17 protein-coding genes and 6 tRNA genes are annotated in these 14,144 nt (G+C 41.7%); 1 reads left to right on the forward strand and 22 read right to left on the reverse strand.

Going from position 1 to position 14,144, the window contains the following annotated elements; translation table 11 throughout:
* The first annotated feature begins 6 nt into the window (after nucleotides 1-6).
* Nucleotides 7-1,368 carry a glutathione-disulfide reductase gene (gorA, locus tag PAUR_RS16745; protein WP_192508885.1) on the forward strand — a complete coding sequence of 454 codons (1,362 nt, stop codon included), beginning with the start codon at nucleotides 7-9 and terminating at the stop codon, nucleotides 1,366-1,368.
* Between the two features lie 466 nt (nucleotides 1,369-1,834).
* On the opposite strand, the gene PAUR_RS16750 is transcribed toward gorA, so the two are convergent.
* The 22 genes from PAUR_RS16750 to orn all read right to left on the reverse strand — a co-directional run bounded on the left by PAUR_RS16750 (nucleotide 1,835) and on the right by orn (nucleotide 14,025).
* Nucleotides 1,835-2,257, reverse strand: coding sequence for a secondary thiamine-phosphate synthase enzyme YjbQ (locus PAUR_RS16750; protein ID WP_192508886.1), 423 nt, complete (start codon nucleotides 2,255-2,257; stop codon nucleotides 1,835-1,837).
* A 192-nt stretch (nucleotides 2,258-2,449) separates the two neighbouring features.
* A complete protein-coding gene (gene alr / locus PAUR_RS16755; RefSeq protein WP_192508887.1) occupies nucleotides 2,450-3,529 on the reverse strand; it encodes an alanine racemase in 1,080 nt (359 codons plus the stop codon).
* Nucleotides 3,530-3,558: 29 nt separating this feature from the next.
* Nucleotides 3,559-4,938 carry a replicative DNA helicase gene (gene dnaB / locus PAUR_RS16760; protein ID WP_010365611.1) on the reverse strand — a complete coding sequence of 460 codons (1,380 nt, stop codon included), beginning with the start codon at nucleotides 4,936-4,938 and terminating at the stop codon, nucleotides 3,559-3,561.
* Between the two features lie 128 nt (nucleotides 4,939-5,066).
* The gene (locus PAUR_RS16765; protein WP_192508888.1) at nucleotides 5,067-6,011 is read right to left on the reverse strand and encodes a DUF4097 family beta strand repeat-containing protein; all 945 of its coding nucleotides are present in this window, start codon (nucleotides 6,009-6,011) and stop codon (nucleotides 5,067-5,069) included.
* A gap of 9 nt (nucleotides 6,012-6,020) precedes the next feature.
* Nucleotides 6,021-6,494 (reverse strand): hypothetical protein, encoded by a 474-nt coding sequence (locus tag PAUR_RS16770; RefSeq protein WP_192508889.1) that lies wholly within the window; start codon nucleotides 6,492-6,494, stop codon nucleotides 6,021-6,023.
* Nucleotides 6,487-7,050: an RNA polymerase sigma factor gene (locus PAUR_RS16775; protein WP_192508890.1), complete on the reverse strand. Its 564-nt coding sequence runs from the start codon at nucleotides 7,048-7,050 to the stop codon at nucleotides 6,487-6,489. The genes PAUR_RS16770 and PAUR_RS16775 overlap by 8 nt, the downstream gene beginning before the upstream one ends.
* A 175-nt stretch (nucleotides 7,051-7,225) precedes the next feature.
* Nucleotides 7,226-9,001 carry a polymer-forming cytoskeletal protein gene (locus tag PAUR_RS16780; RefSeq protein ID WP_318782626.1) on the reverse strand — a complete coding sequence of 592 codons (1,776 nt, stop codon included), beginning with the start codon at nucleotides 8,999-9,001 and terminating at the stop codon, nucleotides 7,226-7,228.
* Nucleotides 9,001-9,522, reverse strand: a complete 522-nt coding sequence (locus PAUR_RS16785) for a PilW family protein (protein WP_192508977.1) — start codon at nucleotides 9,520-9,522, stop codon at nucleotides 9,001-9,003. The genes PAUR_RS16780 and PAUR_RS16785 overlap by 1 nt, the downstream gene beginning before the upstream one ends.
* Entirely contained in the window at nucleotides 9,522-9,950 is a 429-nt protein-coding gene (locus PAUR_RS16790) for a type IV pilus modification PilV family protein (protein ID WP_247670930.1), read from the reverse strand. Before PAUR_RS16790 ends, PAUR_RS16785 begins: the two co-directional genes overlap by 1 nt.
* Nucleotides 9,947-10,411, reverse strand: coding sequence for a GspH/FimT family pseudopilin (locus tag PAUR_RS16795; protein WP_192508892.1), 465 nt, complete (start codon nucleotides 10,409-10,411; stop codon nucleotides 9,947-9,949). Before PAUR_RS16795 ends, PAUR_RS16790 begins: the two co-directional genes overlap by 4 nt.
* Nucleotides 10,398-10,811, reverse strand: coding sequence for a type IV pilin protein (locus PAUR_RS16800; RefSeq protein WP_318782627.1), 414 nt, complete (start codon nucleotides 10,809-10,811; stop codon nucleotides 10,398-10,400). The genes PAUR_RS16795 and PAUR_RS16800 overlap by 14 nt, the downstream gene beginning before the upstream one ends.
* Nucleotides 10,812-11,147: 336 nt before the next feature.
* Entirely contained in the window at nucleotides 11,148-11,600 is a 453-nt protein-coding gene (gene rplI, locus PAUR_RS16805) for a 50S ribosomal protein L9 (RefSeq protein WP_192508894.1), read from the reverse strand.
* Between the two features lie 35 nt (nucleotides 11,601-11,635).
* Nucleotides 11,636-11,863 (reverse strand): 30S ribosomal protein S18, encoded by a 228-nt coding sequence (gene rpsR, locus PAUR_RS16810; RefSeq protein WP_002962753.1) that lies wholly within the window; start codon nucleotides 11,861-11,863, stop codon nucleotides 11,636-11,638.
* A 10-nt stretch (nucleotides 11,864-11,873) separates the two neighbouring features.
* Nucleotides 11,874-12,200 (reverse strand): primosomal replication protein N, encoded by a 327-nt coding sequence (gene priB / locus PAUR_RS16815; RefSeq protein ID WP_192508895.1) that lies wholly within the window; start codon nucleotides 12,198-12,200, stop codon nucleotides 11,874-11,876.
* Nucleotides 12,201-12,236: 36 nt separating this feature from the next.
* Nucleotides 12,237-12,578, reverse strand: a complete 342-nt coding sequence (gene rpsF / locus PAUR_RS16820) for a 30S ribosomal protein S6 (RefSeq protein ID WP_138591187.1) — start codon at nucleotides 12,576-12,578, stop codon at nucleotides 12,237-12,239.
* Nucleotides 12,579-12,753: 175 nt separating this feature from the next.
* Nucleotides 12,754-12,829, reverse strand: a tRNA-Gly gene (locus PAUR_RS16825).
* 36 nt (nucleotides 12,830-12,865) lie between these two features.
* Nucleotides 12,866-12,941 (reverse strand) — tRNA-Gly (locus PAUR_RS16830).
* A gap of 36 nt (nucleotides 12,942-12,977) precedes the next feature.
* Nucleotides 12,978-13,053, reverse strand: a tRNA-Gly gene (locus PAUR_RS16835).
* A 36-nt stretch (nucleotides 13,054-13,089) separates the two neighbouring features.
* Nucleotides 13,090-13,165 (reverse strand) — tRNA-Gly (locus tag PAUR_RS16840).
* 23 nt (nucleotides 13,166-13,188) lie between these two features.
* A tRNA-Gly gene (locus tag PAUR_RS16845) sits at nucleotides 13,189-13,264 on the reverse strand.
* Between the two features lie 36 nt (nucleotides 13,265-13,300).
* A tRNA-Gly gene (locus tag PAUR_RS16850) sits at nucleotides 13,301-13,376 on the reverse strand.
* A 103-nt stretch (nucleotides 13,377-13,479) separates the two neighbouring features.
* Nucleotides 13,480-14,025, reverse strand: a complete 546-nt coding sequence (orn, locus tag PAUR_RS16855) for an oligoribonuclease (RefSeq protein ID WP_192508896.1) — start codon at nucleotides 14,023-14,025, stop codon at nucleotides 13,480-13,482.
* Nucleotides 14,026-14,144: the final 119 nt, after the last annotated feature.

Here is a 14,144-nt window from a genome sequence, read left to right on the forward strand (position 1 = left end):
TAAATTATGGCTCAACATTTTGATTATATTGCTATTGGCGGAGGAAGTGGTGGTATCGCTTCTGCTAACCGTGCTGCAATGCGTGGCGCAAAAGTAGCCATCATTGAAGCCAAACATATGGGTGGAACCTGCGTCAATGTTGGCTGTGTGCCTAAAAAAGTAATGTGGCATGGTGCACAAGTGGCTGAAGCCATCAAGCTCTATGCACCAGATTATGGCTTTGATGTAGAACTGAAAAATTTCGACTGGGCGAAATTAGTTGAAAGTCGCCAAGCCTATATTGGCCGTATTCACCAAGGTTACAATGGTTACTTGGCAAAAAATGGCGTGACCGTGATCAATGGTTTTGCCAAATTTATCGATAATAAAACGGTAGAAGTGGATGGCGAGCAATATACCGCTGACCATATTTGTATTGCTGTAGGTGGTCGCCCTTCAGTACCAAATATCCCTGGTGCCGAGCACGGCATTGATTCTAATGGTTTCTTTGAACTCAACAAGCAGCCGCGCAGTGTCGCGGTGATTGGCGCAGGTTATATTGCCGTTGAGCTTGCCGGTGTACTGCACAGTTTAGGAACCGACACCCATTTATTTGTACGTAAGCATGCGCCGCTACGTAGTTTTGATCCGCTCATTGTTGAGACACTGACCGAAGTGATGGAGAAAGAAGGTCCAACACTCCACACCAATTCAACACCTAAAGAAATTACCAAAGAAGCAGATGGCTCAGTCACTTTACATTTAGAAAATGGTGAAAGTCACAATGTTGAGCAGCTTATTTGGGCCATCGGCCGAGAGCCTGTTACTGATTTGATTAATCTACAAGCAACCGATGTTGACACCAACCAACGTGGTTTTATCAAAGTTGATGAGTATCAAAACACATCTGTTTCTGGCATCTATGCCTTAGGCGACATTATGGAAGGGGGAATTGAACTCACCCCAGTTGCAGTTAAAGCAGGTCGTATGCTGGCCGAGCGTTTGTTTAACCCTGAGCTTCCAGACGCTAAAATGGATTACAGCCTAGTTCCTACTGTGGTATTCAGCCATCCGCCTATTGGCACTATTGGCTTAACTGAACCAGATGCAATTGCCCAATATGGTGAAGAGCAAGTCACCGTATATAGCTCCTCTTTTGCTGCTATGTACACAGCTGTGACAGCCCACCGCCAGCCATGCAAAATGAAATTAGTATGTGTCGGCCCTGAACAAAAAGTGGTTGGCTTACACGGTATTGGTTTTGCGGTAGACGAAATGATCCAAGGTTTCGCGGTAGCCATGAAGATGGGCGCAACGAAGGCTGATTTCGACGCGGTTGTTGCTATACACCCAACGGGTAGCGAAGAATTTGTCACCATGACAGGTTAGTGTAGAAAAAGCATCCTACACATGTAAGTAATTCTAGAAAACGGAACTCCCCTCATTAAAGAGCTTATTTTTTAATGAGGGGAGTTTGTAATGCGTACGTTTCCATTTCATCTTCAATTGGTGTTCCACATATACACCCTAAGCCTTCATTAAATAAACCTATTGAGTTGGATGGTTTCCCACAACACTTCTACAATGCAAACCATCAATACCTACTTCCAGTAAACCTATGGTTCAACGACCTAGTTAACCTCAGGTTTGGATAAGGGTTTTGGAATAGAAAATGTTTTGAAAACAAACTTAACTACAATCCAATGATGATATTTCGTTCAATATCAAGGAGCTTTTATGCAGTAATAGCGAGCTATGACAAATGAAAGCAACGCCGAGAGTGAAAAAATAGCTTTATTGGGCAAATTCGCTTATCCAGAGCTGAGGTTTATTAATTGGACTATCAGTACTAAACCTAATATTCGCCATTCAAAGTGACAACTATCGTCCGCTTTCCGCCTTGATTACGATGTTCGCAAAGATAAATTCCTTGCCAAGTTCCTAAATTGAGACTTCCATTTGATACAGGTATGGACTGACTTGTTCCGATGATAGTAGACTTAATATGTGCTGGCATATCATCGCTTCCTTCATAAGTATGCTGATAATATTGTGCGTTCTCTGGGACTATTACATTAAAGTGCGATTCTAAATCAGTACGAACAGTCGGGTCTGCATTTTCATTTATCGTCAGCGATGCTGATGTGTGTCTTATGAATAGGTGCAGTATTCCTACGTTAATTTTTCGCAGTTCTGGGATTTTCTGGATTAGCTCATCTGTAATTAAGTGGAAGCCGCGTGACTTCGATTGTAGGGTGATTTCTTTTTGAATCCACATGATAAAAACCTGCCTAAATGTCATGGCTTAAGTTAGCCATATTTATGACTTATTAATACTATGTTATTACAACCAGTTGTGTATTTACCTAGCTGAACAGAGAGATTATGTATCAAGTCGTCAGAGCATTACGACGTTGCAAGGTGACATAGACTAATACTGTAAAACCTGTCGTAACAAAGGGCTCATAGCTTATTCAATATATTCGTAACTGACTCTTGGTGTGATATTGCATAGCAGTTCATAAGGGATAGTATCGGCACATGCTGCAACTTCTTCAACTGGTAAGGCCCTTCCCCACATCTCAACGTCATCACCCACTTGGATCATGCCATCATTATCGCCAATATCGACCGTTATCATATCCATTGAAACGCTGCCTACTATGCCGTATCGTTCGCCCTTTATAACAACGGGTGTGCCGTGCTTCGCATGCCTTGGATAGCCATCACCATACCCCATAGCCACAATCGCAAGCTGGGTATTTTTCTCGCTTTGCCAACGACCACCATAACCGACGTATTCTCCAGATAAGATACTCCGAATTGCAATGACTTTAGTAGTGAGGCGCATCACCGCCTTCAAGCCATGATCTTTACCAATGCAGTGCAACATCGGAGATACGCCATAAATCATTAACCCGGGCCTTATCCAGTCACAGTGGCTATCACGCCAACCTAATATTCCCGCCGAATTTGCCAAACACAAGGGTTCATTATAATTTAGCGTCAGCTGCTTAAACTCACGGATCTGTTGTGCAGTACGATCATTTTTAACATCATCAGCACATGGGAAGTGGGTCATCAAATAGACAGCTGGTTTGGCATTTTCAGTTTTTTTCAAACGCTGATAAAATGCGCTGAGTTGCGCAGGCGCTATCCCTAAACGGTGCATTCCTGTGTCTACTTTTAGCCACGTTGCAATTGGGGCGTCTAACTGCGCTTGCTCTAGCATACCTAGCTGATTCTCATCATGGATGATAGTTTGAAAGTTATTAGCCAGTAAAATGGATACATCACTTTGGTTGAAAAACCCTTCTAGCAACACGATGGGTTTGGTAACCCCGCCAGCGCGCAATGCCAATGCCTCATCAATTCTCGCTACAGCAAACGCGTCCGCGTCATGTAAGTGCTGTGCAATAGTCACTAAACCATGGCCATAAGCATTGGCTTTCAGTACCGCCATAACTTTACTATTTGGCGCCAGTGCTTTGGTTCTCTTTAAATTATATGATAGCGCAGATAAATCTATTTCAGCAGTCGCTAATCTCATTACATCTCACTCAATAGCGCCGGGCCTACTTAATACTCATCATCAACAGCAGGACCTGTGTAGTTATCGAACCGAGAGTATTGCCCTTGGAATGTTAACCTAACCTTACCAATAGGCCCATTACGCTGCTTACCAATAATGATTTCAGCCACCCCTTTATCCATACTGTCCTCGTTATAAACTTCATCGCGATAAATGAACATGATTAAATCCGCATCCTGCTCTATGGACCCTGATTCACGTAAATCTGAGTTAATCGGTCGTTTATCTGCCCGTTGCTCTAGTGTACGGTTCAGCTGTGATAGCGCCACCACCGGACATTGTAGCTCTTTGGCTAACGCCTTTAAGGAGCGAGAGATTTCAGCAATTTCTAAAGTACGGTTATCTGATAGAGAAGGCACCCGCATCAGCTGTAAATAATCAACCATAATCATACTAATACCACCGTGGTCACGGGCAATACGTCGTGCTCGAGAACGTACGTCTGTCGGTGTCAAACCTGACGCATCATCCACATACATTTTGCCTTTCTCCATAAGTAACCCCATGGTAGACGATAATCTTGCCCAATCATCATCATCAAGCTGACCTGTACGTACTTTCGTTTGATTAATTCGTCCTAATGAAGCCAACATCCTCATCATGATCTGTTCTGACGGCATCTCGAGTGAATAAATCAACACAGGTTTATCTTGTGTCATTGCTGCATGTTCAGCCAAGTTCATGGCAAATGTCGTTTTACCCATAGATGGACGAGCTGCAACTATAATTAAATCTGATGGCTGCAGGCCGGTTGTCATTTTATCTAAATCGGTATAGCCGGAACTCACCCCTGTAATACCATCTTGCGGAGATTGGTAAAGCTCTTCAATTTTATCAACGGTTTTTTCAAGTATATTATGTAGGCTTTGTGGTCCTTCACTGCTTTTTGTTCTCTGCTCGGCTATTTTAAATACTTTGCTTTCAGCCAGGTCTAATAGTTCGTGACTATCTCGTCCTTCCGGATTAAAGCCCGCCTCAGCAATTTCATTTGCAACGCCAATCATCTCTCTAACTACCGCACGCTCACGAACAATATTGGCATACGCATCGATATTTGCAGCGCTGGGGGTATTTTTTGCAATCTCAGCCAAGTAAGCAAACCCGCCAACCATAGCTAGCTGATTATTTTTCTCTAAATTCTCAGAAATAGTAATTAAGTCAATGGGCTCACTTAATTCAACCAGCTTTTCCATCGCTTCAAAAATCAGCTTGTGTGTGCGGGTATAAAAGTCTTGTGCCACCACATGCTCAGCAACTCTATCAAATGCCTGATTATCGAGCATTAATCCCCCAAGCACAGACTGCTCAGCTTCAATAGAGTGAGGAGGAACTTTTAACGAATCGACTTGGAGATCTGGTTTGGCCATAGCACTACATCTTTTACAAATAAGAGGGCTATTTTATCTCTTAGCGTGATAACTGCAAAGGAATAATCACCAGATGTGATTAAGATTTAAGTGATGTGCCGCTATCCACCGCATAGCGGCACCATTGATCAGTTTTTCTTAAGTTCAATTCGCCCGCTAACAGTATCAACTTCTACGTCAGCACGACCACCATTAATTGAAAACTCGAGTTCTCTAGAGGGGCCATATTTGGCTCTCTTAACTTTGTCAGAACTTAATCCATTGACGATATGCCCACCTGAATGCGCATCTATGTCGAAACGTGCAGAAACATCTTGTGGGAAAAACAACCGAACATCTCCACTGACAGTGTCCATATTCATGCTGGCATTATCGCCCATTTTTGCAACACGAATATCTATTTCTCCATTGACGGTATTCAAACGTAATTCATTCAACTCTTTGATATTTAAATCAACTTCCCCATTCACATTTTCTAAGCGAATCTCTGTCGCGCTAGTGGTACTTTCGATGTCACCATTAACCGCATTAAAGCGTAGCTTGCCTTGCGAGTTTCTATCTTCAATTTCTCCGTTAACCGTTTCGTAGCGAATATTTCCAGATAGATCTGTCGCATCGACATCTCCATTGACGGTTTCCAAAGAAACTTTGCCCGTTAATTTATCCGCTTTGACACTGCCGTTAACTGTCTTTATTTGTGCACCTGCGATCAAATTGGATGCAGACACATCAACATTCACGCCTTCAAAGCTCAACTCACTGTTTTTTGGCATATAAATCTTTAAGTTAGAACCTTGTCCACTCCCGTGGTTCCAACCTCGGTTCAGCTTTGGCATTTTGACAATAAACTCAGTGACCGTACCCTGTGTTTCAAGTGAAAACCCAAGTGCCTTATCATCAAGTGTGCCCGTTACTTTAAATACATCTTGGTCCCATGAATTAATTGTCACATCACCTCGTTGATTTTCAATCAGTACCTTGCCGCCATTGGGTATATTAATTTGCTCATTAATTTTATCTCCAGCAAATACCGATAACGGCAACATTGCTAAACTTACTAATGTATATTTCATATTATTCTCCTAAATTTGTTGCCAACGTGGTGTATGCACCTTGTTTATTAAATCTAATTGCTGCTGATATACTTGAGCCAACATTTTTAATAATGCGGCATTTTGCGGGTCATTCTCCAAGGCTTGTTTAATCGCCAATTCCGCATTTTCTAACTCTTGTAACTGTATTTGCCAACCGGTTACCAATGCTGGTTGTTGCTCATATTGAACAAGCAAAGTTTGCTTTTGCTGATCAAAGAAGTGCGTCATTGATGCCATTGCATCATGTTTTGGTTGGACCATAACAGCCTGCCAAGTAACCAATGCCACAATAAAGCATGCCGCTACGCCGGATACTTTTGGCCAGATATTATGAGGTTTTTGATCTGTAATAGGTTTACCTATTGCATGCTCTATGCCTGGCCATAAATCTTTTTCAGGCTGAATCTCACTTGGTTGTGCGAGGGAGCGTTCAATAAAATGATCAAATTCTGGTTTACTCATTCTCATACCACTCCTGTAGTAATTTTCTCGCCCGATGATATTGTGATTTACTAGAACCTATCGCCATTCCTAACATGGTTGAAATCTCTTCATGTCGATATCCTTCAACTGCATGTAAAACAAATACCAGCCTTGCTCGCTCTGGCAGCCTTAGCACTAACTTATCAAGCCCATTGAGCCCCTTACACAGTGTGATACTAGTTTCATCCATACCTGATTTTTCAATACTCACTACTTTTTGTAGCCAGTGTTTGTGTTTTCTCAAATAGCTAATAGCAATGTTGCTGGTCACACTGTGCAACCAAGTTGTAAATTTTGACTGACCTTTAAATTGCGATATTTTATACCAAAGCTGCACAAATACTTCTTGCGTTACATCTTCGGCGTAATGTCGATCGGCTAATAACCGCAGACACAATGCATATACTCGTCGGTTGTGTTGGGCATACAGCTGAGCAAATGCAGCTTGATCACCTTGCTGCACTCGGCCTATTAACTCCTCGCAGGCACTTTCATCCGATGTTTTCGCAAATGCCTGATGGGCATCAATTAACATTCTCGTGTTCCTTTTTTATATTAAGCCTAGCTTGATATAAACCAATATAACTTTCAAGTTATAAAGTAAGACGCCAAATGGGTTAGAAAAGGTTTAAATGAAATGAATTTTTTTGAAAAAAACTGAATAAATAGAAATATAAAACGGTTAAAGCCTTCTAACTTTAAGGTTTGAGCTACTGATTTGGTAATGCTGCCGGGTGTCGATAAAACCAACCTTTAAACTCGAGTTTTCCTTCTCCTCCTGTTTGACCTGCGCCAATTTTAACGTGCTTTAATGCTTCATCAAAATGCACGCCACTGCCTCCTGATGAGTTGATCACGGCACCTCGTACCGAGCCATACAACTGACCACTACCAGATAACTTAATTGAAGTAAGAGGTGCATAAATAGACGCATACATATCTGAGGCGCCATTGACGATAATTCCATCAGCTCCGACAAATGAAGAGTACATACTAAACACCATATGCCCTGTCTTCGCCACGCCTTCTTGTTCCGTAATGACCTTTGCACTGGCGCCAAATTTTGCCTTACCCGTAACAAATACCGTTAAGGTTGTATCTTTTGCAATAGTGATGCTGGTATTCCCCGATAATGTAAAATCACCATCGACTAACCAAATTACATCACCTCCATTATTGCCCGCGTCGACAACAATTTTACCATTACTTCCAAGGCTAAAGTTTTTCATTCCAAAAACATATTCATTATCTACATCAGAATAACCATGACTTTGTTTCGTCATGTCAAAAATGTAAATATCATGCACTTTTGAACTCCAAAATCCTTTATCAGTTGCACTTTTAGTAAAATATCCACGCTGTGGTGTAAATGTATACTCTTCCTGTGGTCCCACTGAAAAATCTAAATACGTACTGGTATCACCCATTACATTGGGCATATTTAAAGGTAGGGCAAGTGGATCACATTCTTTATCAGGATTGTCAGGGTCATAATCTGGTGACGTTGGATCGTACACTTTAACCGGTTCAACAACGGTTTCTTGAGTTGGGTCAAATTGATAAATATCATCGGAGTAATGGACACTATTTTGCTCAAAAGCGCTGCCCGTTTGAAAGATGCCTGTGCCACCATAGCGAATATCAAGTTCTGTAGGCGTTATCGAGTTTAGAATATCACTTCCCCAGTTCATAGTGACATCACCATGTGCTCGAACATATCCGGATATACTGCCACCTCGATGCGTCACAAAGCCACGGGAAAGTACATTCCCCTCAACTCGCAGACCTCCACCAGATGAGATATCAACGCCAGTATTAGACTGAACATTCCCTATAACAGGTGAAGAACCTTTTAAATATACAATCCCTGAGGCTTTAACATCTCCTTTAATGGGAGAGTGACCATTAATAACAACATCAGAATCCCCTATAACCGTATTAACGTCACCATTATTTGTTTTTGTCTGCTCATAAGTGCCTTGTGATGAATCATAACTATCTACCGACCCACTACCAGATAGATTAACGCCTTTACACCCAGTCACTGCATTAGCAAATGGAGATTCATTTTCTGCGGGGATATAATCAAACTGTGCAACTAAATAACTGCTTGCGTCTTCATGATAGCGAAAGCCATGACTGCTAATTTCAACAATGCTGTCTTCAGGGTTAGTAATGAGTGCATTATATTGTGCATCACCCCCTTTGAGTCCACCGACTCCAGTTTGGGTGCCAAACTGAGTTAACAAATCTTCCATTGTCAGACTCGAGTCTTTTTTTATAGCCTCTTTAATCGCTGTCGCACTATCGAAAACGCCTTTCTCTGCAAGTAGCCGTGCATTTAAATCTTTTTGAAAGTTACCAGTGAGACGCTCTTGAACAATTGCTTCTTGTAAAGCGCCAAACACCACCACACTCGCCATGGTACTCAATAACATCACTTTGATGAGTGTAAACCCGTGCTGCTTATGATTTATGAAGCTCACTAAAAATCCGCCATTATCATGCGCGTCACCGCGATATCAATATCAATGCCATTAGCAAACTGTATTGGTACATTATCTGGTATTACAGTCACTTTGATTAATAACCCGCTATCTGAGCTCGTAAAATTGAGTGCTTGTACACCTCGTAACAAGTTAACCGGTACTGAAGCTGGGTTGCCAGTTAACGTTACCGAGCACACAAGATAACCCTCATTCAAGGTATATAGCTCAGTATACGCGCTAGCTGGAATAGTGCCTTGGCATGAGAGGATTTGCGCATCTTGATCTATGTGCAGCTCGGAACCATTATTTTCAATGCGAGGGAGAATATTTGTTTGCTTTATGCTTCTCGTAAACACTTGACTGGTATAACGGACGACCTCCTGTGCATGCGAAAGCTCTTGGGTCACTACGATGGTACTCTTAATAGCAGAGTATGACATACTTACCCCGGCTAATAAAAACATACCCGCAGCCATCGCGACCATTAATTCAAGTAAGGTATAGCCATGTACTTTCATCACAAAGGAGTACACCCTGGATCAAGGGTGATATAACTTGCATTGAGTGTGATCTGATCTTGTATATTATTATTTTCTTTAAACTCATTGTCAGTACGTTTATCTTGCCAACTCACTGTAACTTGCATTTCATTGGCATATGTATCAGGCAAAGTGATAGAGTAATGATAGGTCAATGAAGGATCTGGGCCCAACCAAGTTTGTAAATTTTCATCGCTTAATAACAAAGTGCCTAGCTGTAATCGACATGCCCTAACCCATAAACGTTCAATGGCATTTTGCCCTTGCACTAAAGACATGGTGTAATCAAAACTATTGTTTGCAAATTGCAAAGATTTAAGCTGTGTTGCAGCCAGTCCCAGCAAAGCAAGCCCAGCAACAAGCATGGACACCATAACTTCTAAAAGTGAAAAACCATTTTTTCTCATGCGCAATTATTAACAGCCTTACCAACCCAGCTTTGTCCACTTTGTAAAATACACAAACGAAAATCAGCCGTTGAGTCATCTTTGTCTGATACTAAGATATTACTCGCCAAATTAAGTTCCCCTGTAGAGCGCACAATACGATCTACTAAATCGATTTCAATGGTTGCATGCAGTGGATCAAAGCGCTTTAATGTGACCACCTGTCCATCTCGTGTCGCCTGTACCAGCCAGCTATTATCACTTCTAGATAAAGTGATTGTTTCGACGCTCTTAACCGCTTCACTTCGCGCAAACTTATAGACTACACTTAGCTGATTAACACTGTTAATCAACCTATCTTGCTTTACCTGTTTCGTAAAAGATGGCACAGCCAACACCGATAAAATTGCAATGATCCCAAGAGCAATAATGAGTTCAATCAATGTGAACCCTTTGTTTCCTCTCTTGTTACCAACAGTCATCTGATACTGCTCCTTTCATCCCTTGATGATTAAGTGTTAAAGTGCCACACCGATCTGTAATTTGCGGCCCTCCCACAATTGCGACTGCAGAAAGAGTAAATGCGCGGCTGCGAAAATTCCCTCCATCTTGCGGTTTATCCTGGTTAAGGTATTTAAAGTTGTAACCTTGCGTCGTCAAAGTAATGTTAAATTGTGATGAATCAGGGTACCCGCCATTTCTAGAGTATATACGCTCTAATAATGCAGCCACTTGCAACATCTTTTGTTGCGCTTCTGAGCGCCGACTTTCTTGCACATATTCAAAATAAGATGGCATAGCTAAACTACCAAGCACAGCCACTATCAATACTGAGATAAGTAACTCAGTTAAGGTAAACCCTTTTGATAAACGTAATTGCACAAAAACTCCAAAAACAAATGATAACGCTGTCATAAAACCAATTACAGGAACAGATAGTATAGACTGAGTTACAAATAGTTAATACTTATTTATTAACCAAATTATCACATACAGCGACTATTTAAAAATCAGATCTTGTTCAAATAGACATCAACATCGTGAACAAAAAATACGACTTTATGAACTTGGGTGGTTGGTTATGTACATCCTGTGTATTAATCTTATTGTTGTTATATCAACCGATTTTTACACTGAAAATATGAATTGTTTTTATTTTTCAGAGGGGTAGTCATTAAAAAGCCGTACACAGGCGTGCACGGCTTTGCTTAATAAGTATTAAGCTTCAGCAATAACGATTACTTTAATAGTAGCGGTTACGTCTGAGTGTACTGCGATTGCAACGTCAAATTCGCCAGTCTCACGGATAGTACCAAGAGGTAGACGAACTTCTGATTTAGCAACTTCAACACCAACAGCCGAAATCGCTTCAGCGATGTCGCGAGTACCGATAGAACCGAATAGCTTACCTTCGTCACCAGCTTTAGATACTAAAGTAACTTCTGCTAATGCTTCTAGTTTGTCAGCGCGTGCTTGAGCAGCCACTAACCCTTCAGCGATTTTCGCTTCTAATTCAGCACGACGTGCTTCGAAAGTTTCGATATTTGCTTTAGTCGCAGGAACTGCTCTACCTTTCGGGAATAAGAAGTTACGTGCGAAGCCAGATTTAACTGCAACCTGGTCACCTAGGCCACCTAGGTTAGCGATCTTGTCTAGTAGAATAACTTGCATGTCTCTACACCTTTTAAAAACTGTTAATCAGCTGCTTACTTATGTAAGTCAGTGTATGGAAGAAGGGCTAAGTAGCGAGCACGCTTGATAGCAGTTGCTAGCTGGCGCTGGTATTTAGCGCTTGTACCTGTAATACGGCTAGGTACGATTTTGCCACTTTCTGTTACATAGTTTCTAAGAGTAGCTAGATCTTTATAATCGATTTGTTGTACGCCTTCCGCTTTAAAACGGCAGAACTTACGACGTCTGAAATAACGTGCCATGAGTAATTCCTCAATTAATTCTTTCAATATGTTGTGCATGTAATACAAGTTGACTCAAACCGTTTCGGCTTTCGTGTCGGTTTAAAAAACCGCGTACCTGTATTGCTTGCCCAACGTATAAATGCTGAGTTTGATCCTGGAATGTTTCCCCACTTGCAACCACTTGAAGTCGAACATAACTATTACGGTTAAGCTCTGCTTCAACTTGCATTGATTTATGTTCAAGAACAAAAATGCAATGTGGAATACCAGCAGGACTTTGACTAAATTTGGGTGTTTTACAAATCATGCCCGAAAGCACATATTGATTTGTATACAGGTCAGCCTGTTGTTGCACCGCAAACCCTCAGTCAATATCCAGAGTCAATAACGATTAAGCAGTAGCTGCTTCTTTTTTCTCTTCTCTTACAAGAGGAGATGCTTCAGTTACAGCAGTTTTAGTACGCATAACTAAGTTACGAAGTACTGCATCGTTGTAGCGGAAAGAAGTTTCAAGCTCGCTGATTACTTCAGTTGTTGCTTCAACGTTCATAAGAACATAGTGTGCTTTATGAAGCTTTTCGATTGGGTATGCCAATTGACGACGGCCCCAGTCTTCAAGACGGTGAATAGTGCCACCAGCTTCAGTGATAGAACCAGTATAACGCTCGATCATACCAGGTACTTGCTCACTTTGATCTGGGTGAACCATGAATACGATTTCGTAATGACGCATGGATATTCCTTACGGTTAATATAGCCTTGTCCCGTTTCGGCCAGTCGGGGTAAGGCAAGGAACTAAATATGATAGCCGAAATGAGCGCGTATTCTACGCGTAGTTTGAAAAATACGCAATAGGGTTTTTTAGGGAATTAACAATTTAAAGAAAGATAATATAATACAAGGAAATTTGGAGCGGCACACGAGGCTCGAACTCGTGACCTCGACCTTGGCAAGGTCGCGCTCTACCAACTGAGCTAGTGCCGCATTGCAGATCTGAAAAAGTCAGATAAAATTTGAAATTGGAGCGGCACACGAGGCTCGAACTCGTGACCTCGACCTTGGCAAGGTCGCGCTCTACCAACTGAGCTAGTGCCGCATTGCAGATCTGAAAAAGTCAGATAAAATTTGAAATTGGAGCGGCACACGAGGCTCGAACTCGTGACCTCGACCTTGGCAAGGTCGCGCTCTACCAACTGAGCTAGTGCCGCATTGCAGATCTGAAAAAGTCAGATAAAATTTGAAATTGGAGCGGCACACGAGGCTCGAACTCGTGACCTCGACCTTGGCAAGGTCGCGCTCTACCAACTGAGCTAGTGCCGCATCACAATGAGTAAATTTTAATTTGGAGCGGCACACGAGGCTCGAACTCGTGACCTCGACCTTGGCAAGGTCGCGCTCTACCAACTGAGCTAGTGCCGCATTGCAGATCTGAAAAAGTCAGATAAAATTTGAAATTGGAGCGGCACACGAGGCTCGAACTCGTGACCTCGACCTTGGCAAGGTCGCGCTCTACCAACTGAGCTAGTGCCGCATTAAAACTTACAACTTAAGATTGGTAAGAAAAACCCCACTAGGCTTCTCGTCTTAAGCGGGGCAGGATTCTACAAGATAAAAAAAGCTTTGCAAGCGTTTTTTTACAGATTAAAGAATTTTTGCTGATACACCTTCAATTCCATAATAGAATCTTTGATGTCATCCAAAGCAAGATGTGAACTTTTTTTGGTCACATCTTTCAACAATTCAGGCTTCCAACGTCTTGCTAATTCTTTTACCGTACTCACATCCAAATTACGGTAATGGAAATAAGCCTCTAGTTCTGGCATATATTTATTCAAAAAACGACGATCTTGGCCTATGGAGTTCCCACACATAGGTGACTTCGCTGGTGGCACCCATGCTTTCAAAAAGTCTAATGTTTGTTTAATCGCATCTTCTTCAGAAAACTGACTCGCTTTACAACGCGCAGTTAACCCTGAACGGCCGTGCTGATTAGTACACCACTCATCCATACCATCAAGAAGTTCATCACTTTGATGAATGGCGATTACTGGCCCTTCGGCCAATATATTTAAATCACCATCAGTGATTACTGTGGCTATTTCTAGTATTTTATCTGTTTTTGGTTCTAACCCCGTCATTTCGAGATCAAGCCAAATCAAATTTGATTCATTCAAAGACATAAACTACCTTAGCGGTACTTTCCTTTAGATCCAGTGCAATAACATATATCATATTAGCTTCATCAGTTGACCTAAAGCTTTTTTTTAAAAAGCGGGGCATTTAATTGAGTTATAGACCA

Origin of the sequence: Pseudoalteromonas aurantia 208, assembly GCF_014858725.1 — a bacterium.
Taxonomy (GTDB): domain Bacteria; phylum Pseudomonadota; class Gammaproteobacteria; order Enterobacterales; family Alteromonadaceae; genus Pseudoalteromonas; species Pseudoalteromonas aurantia.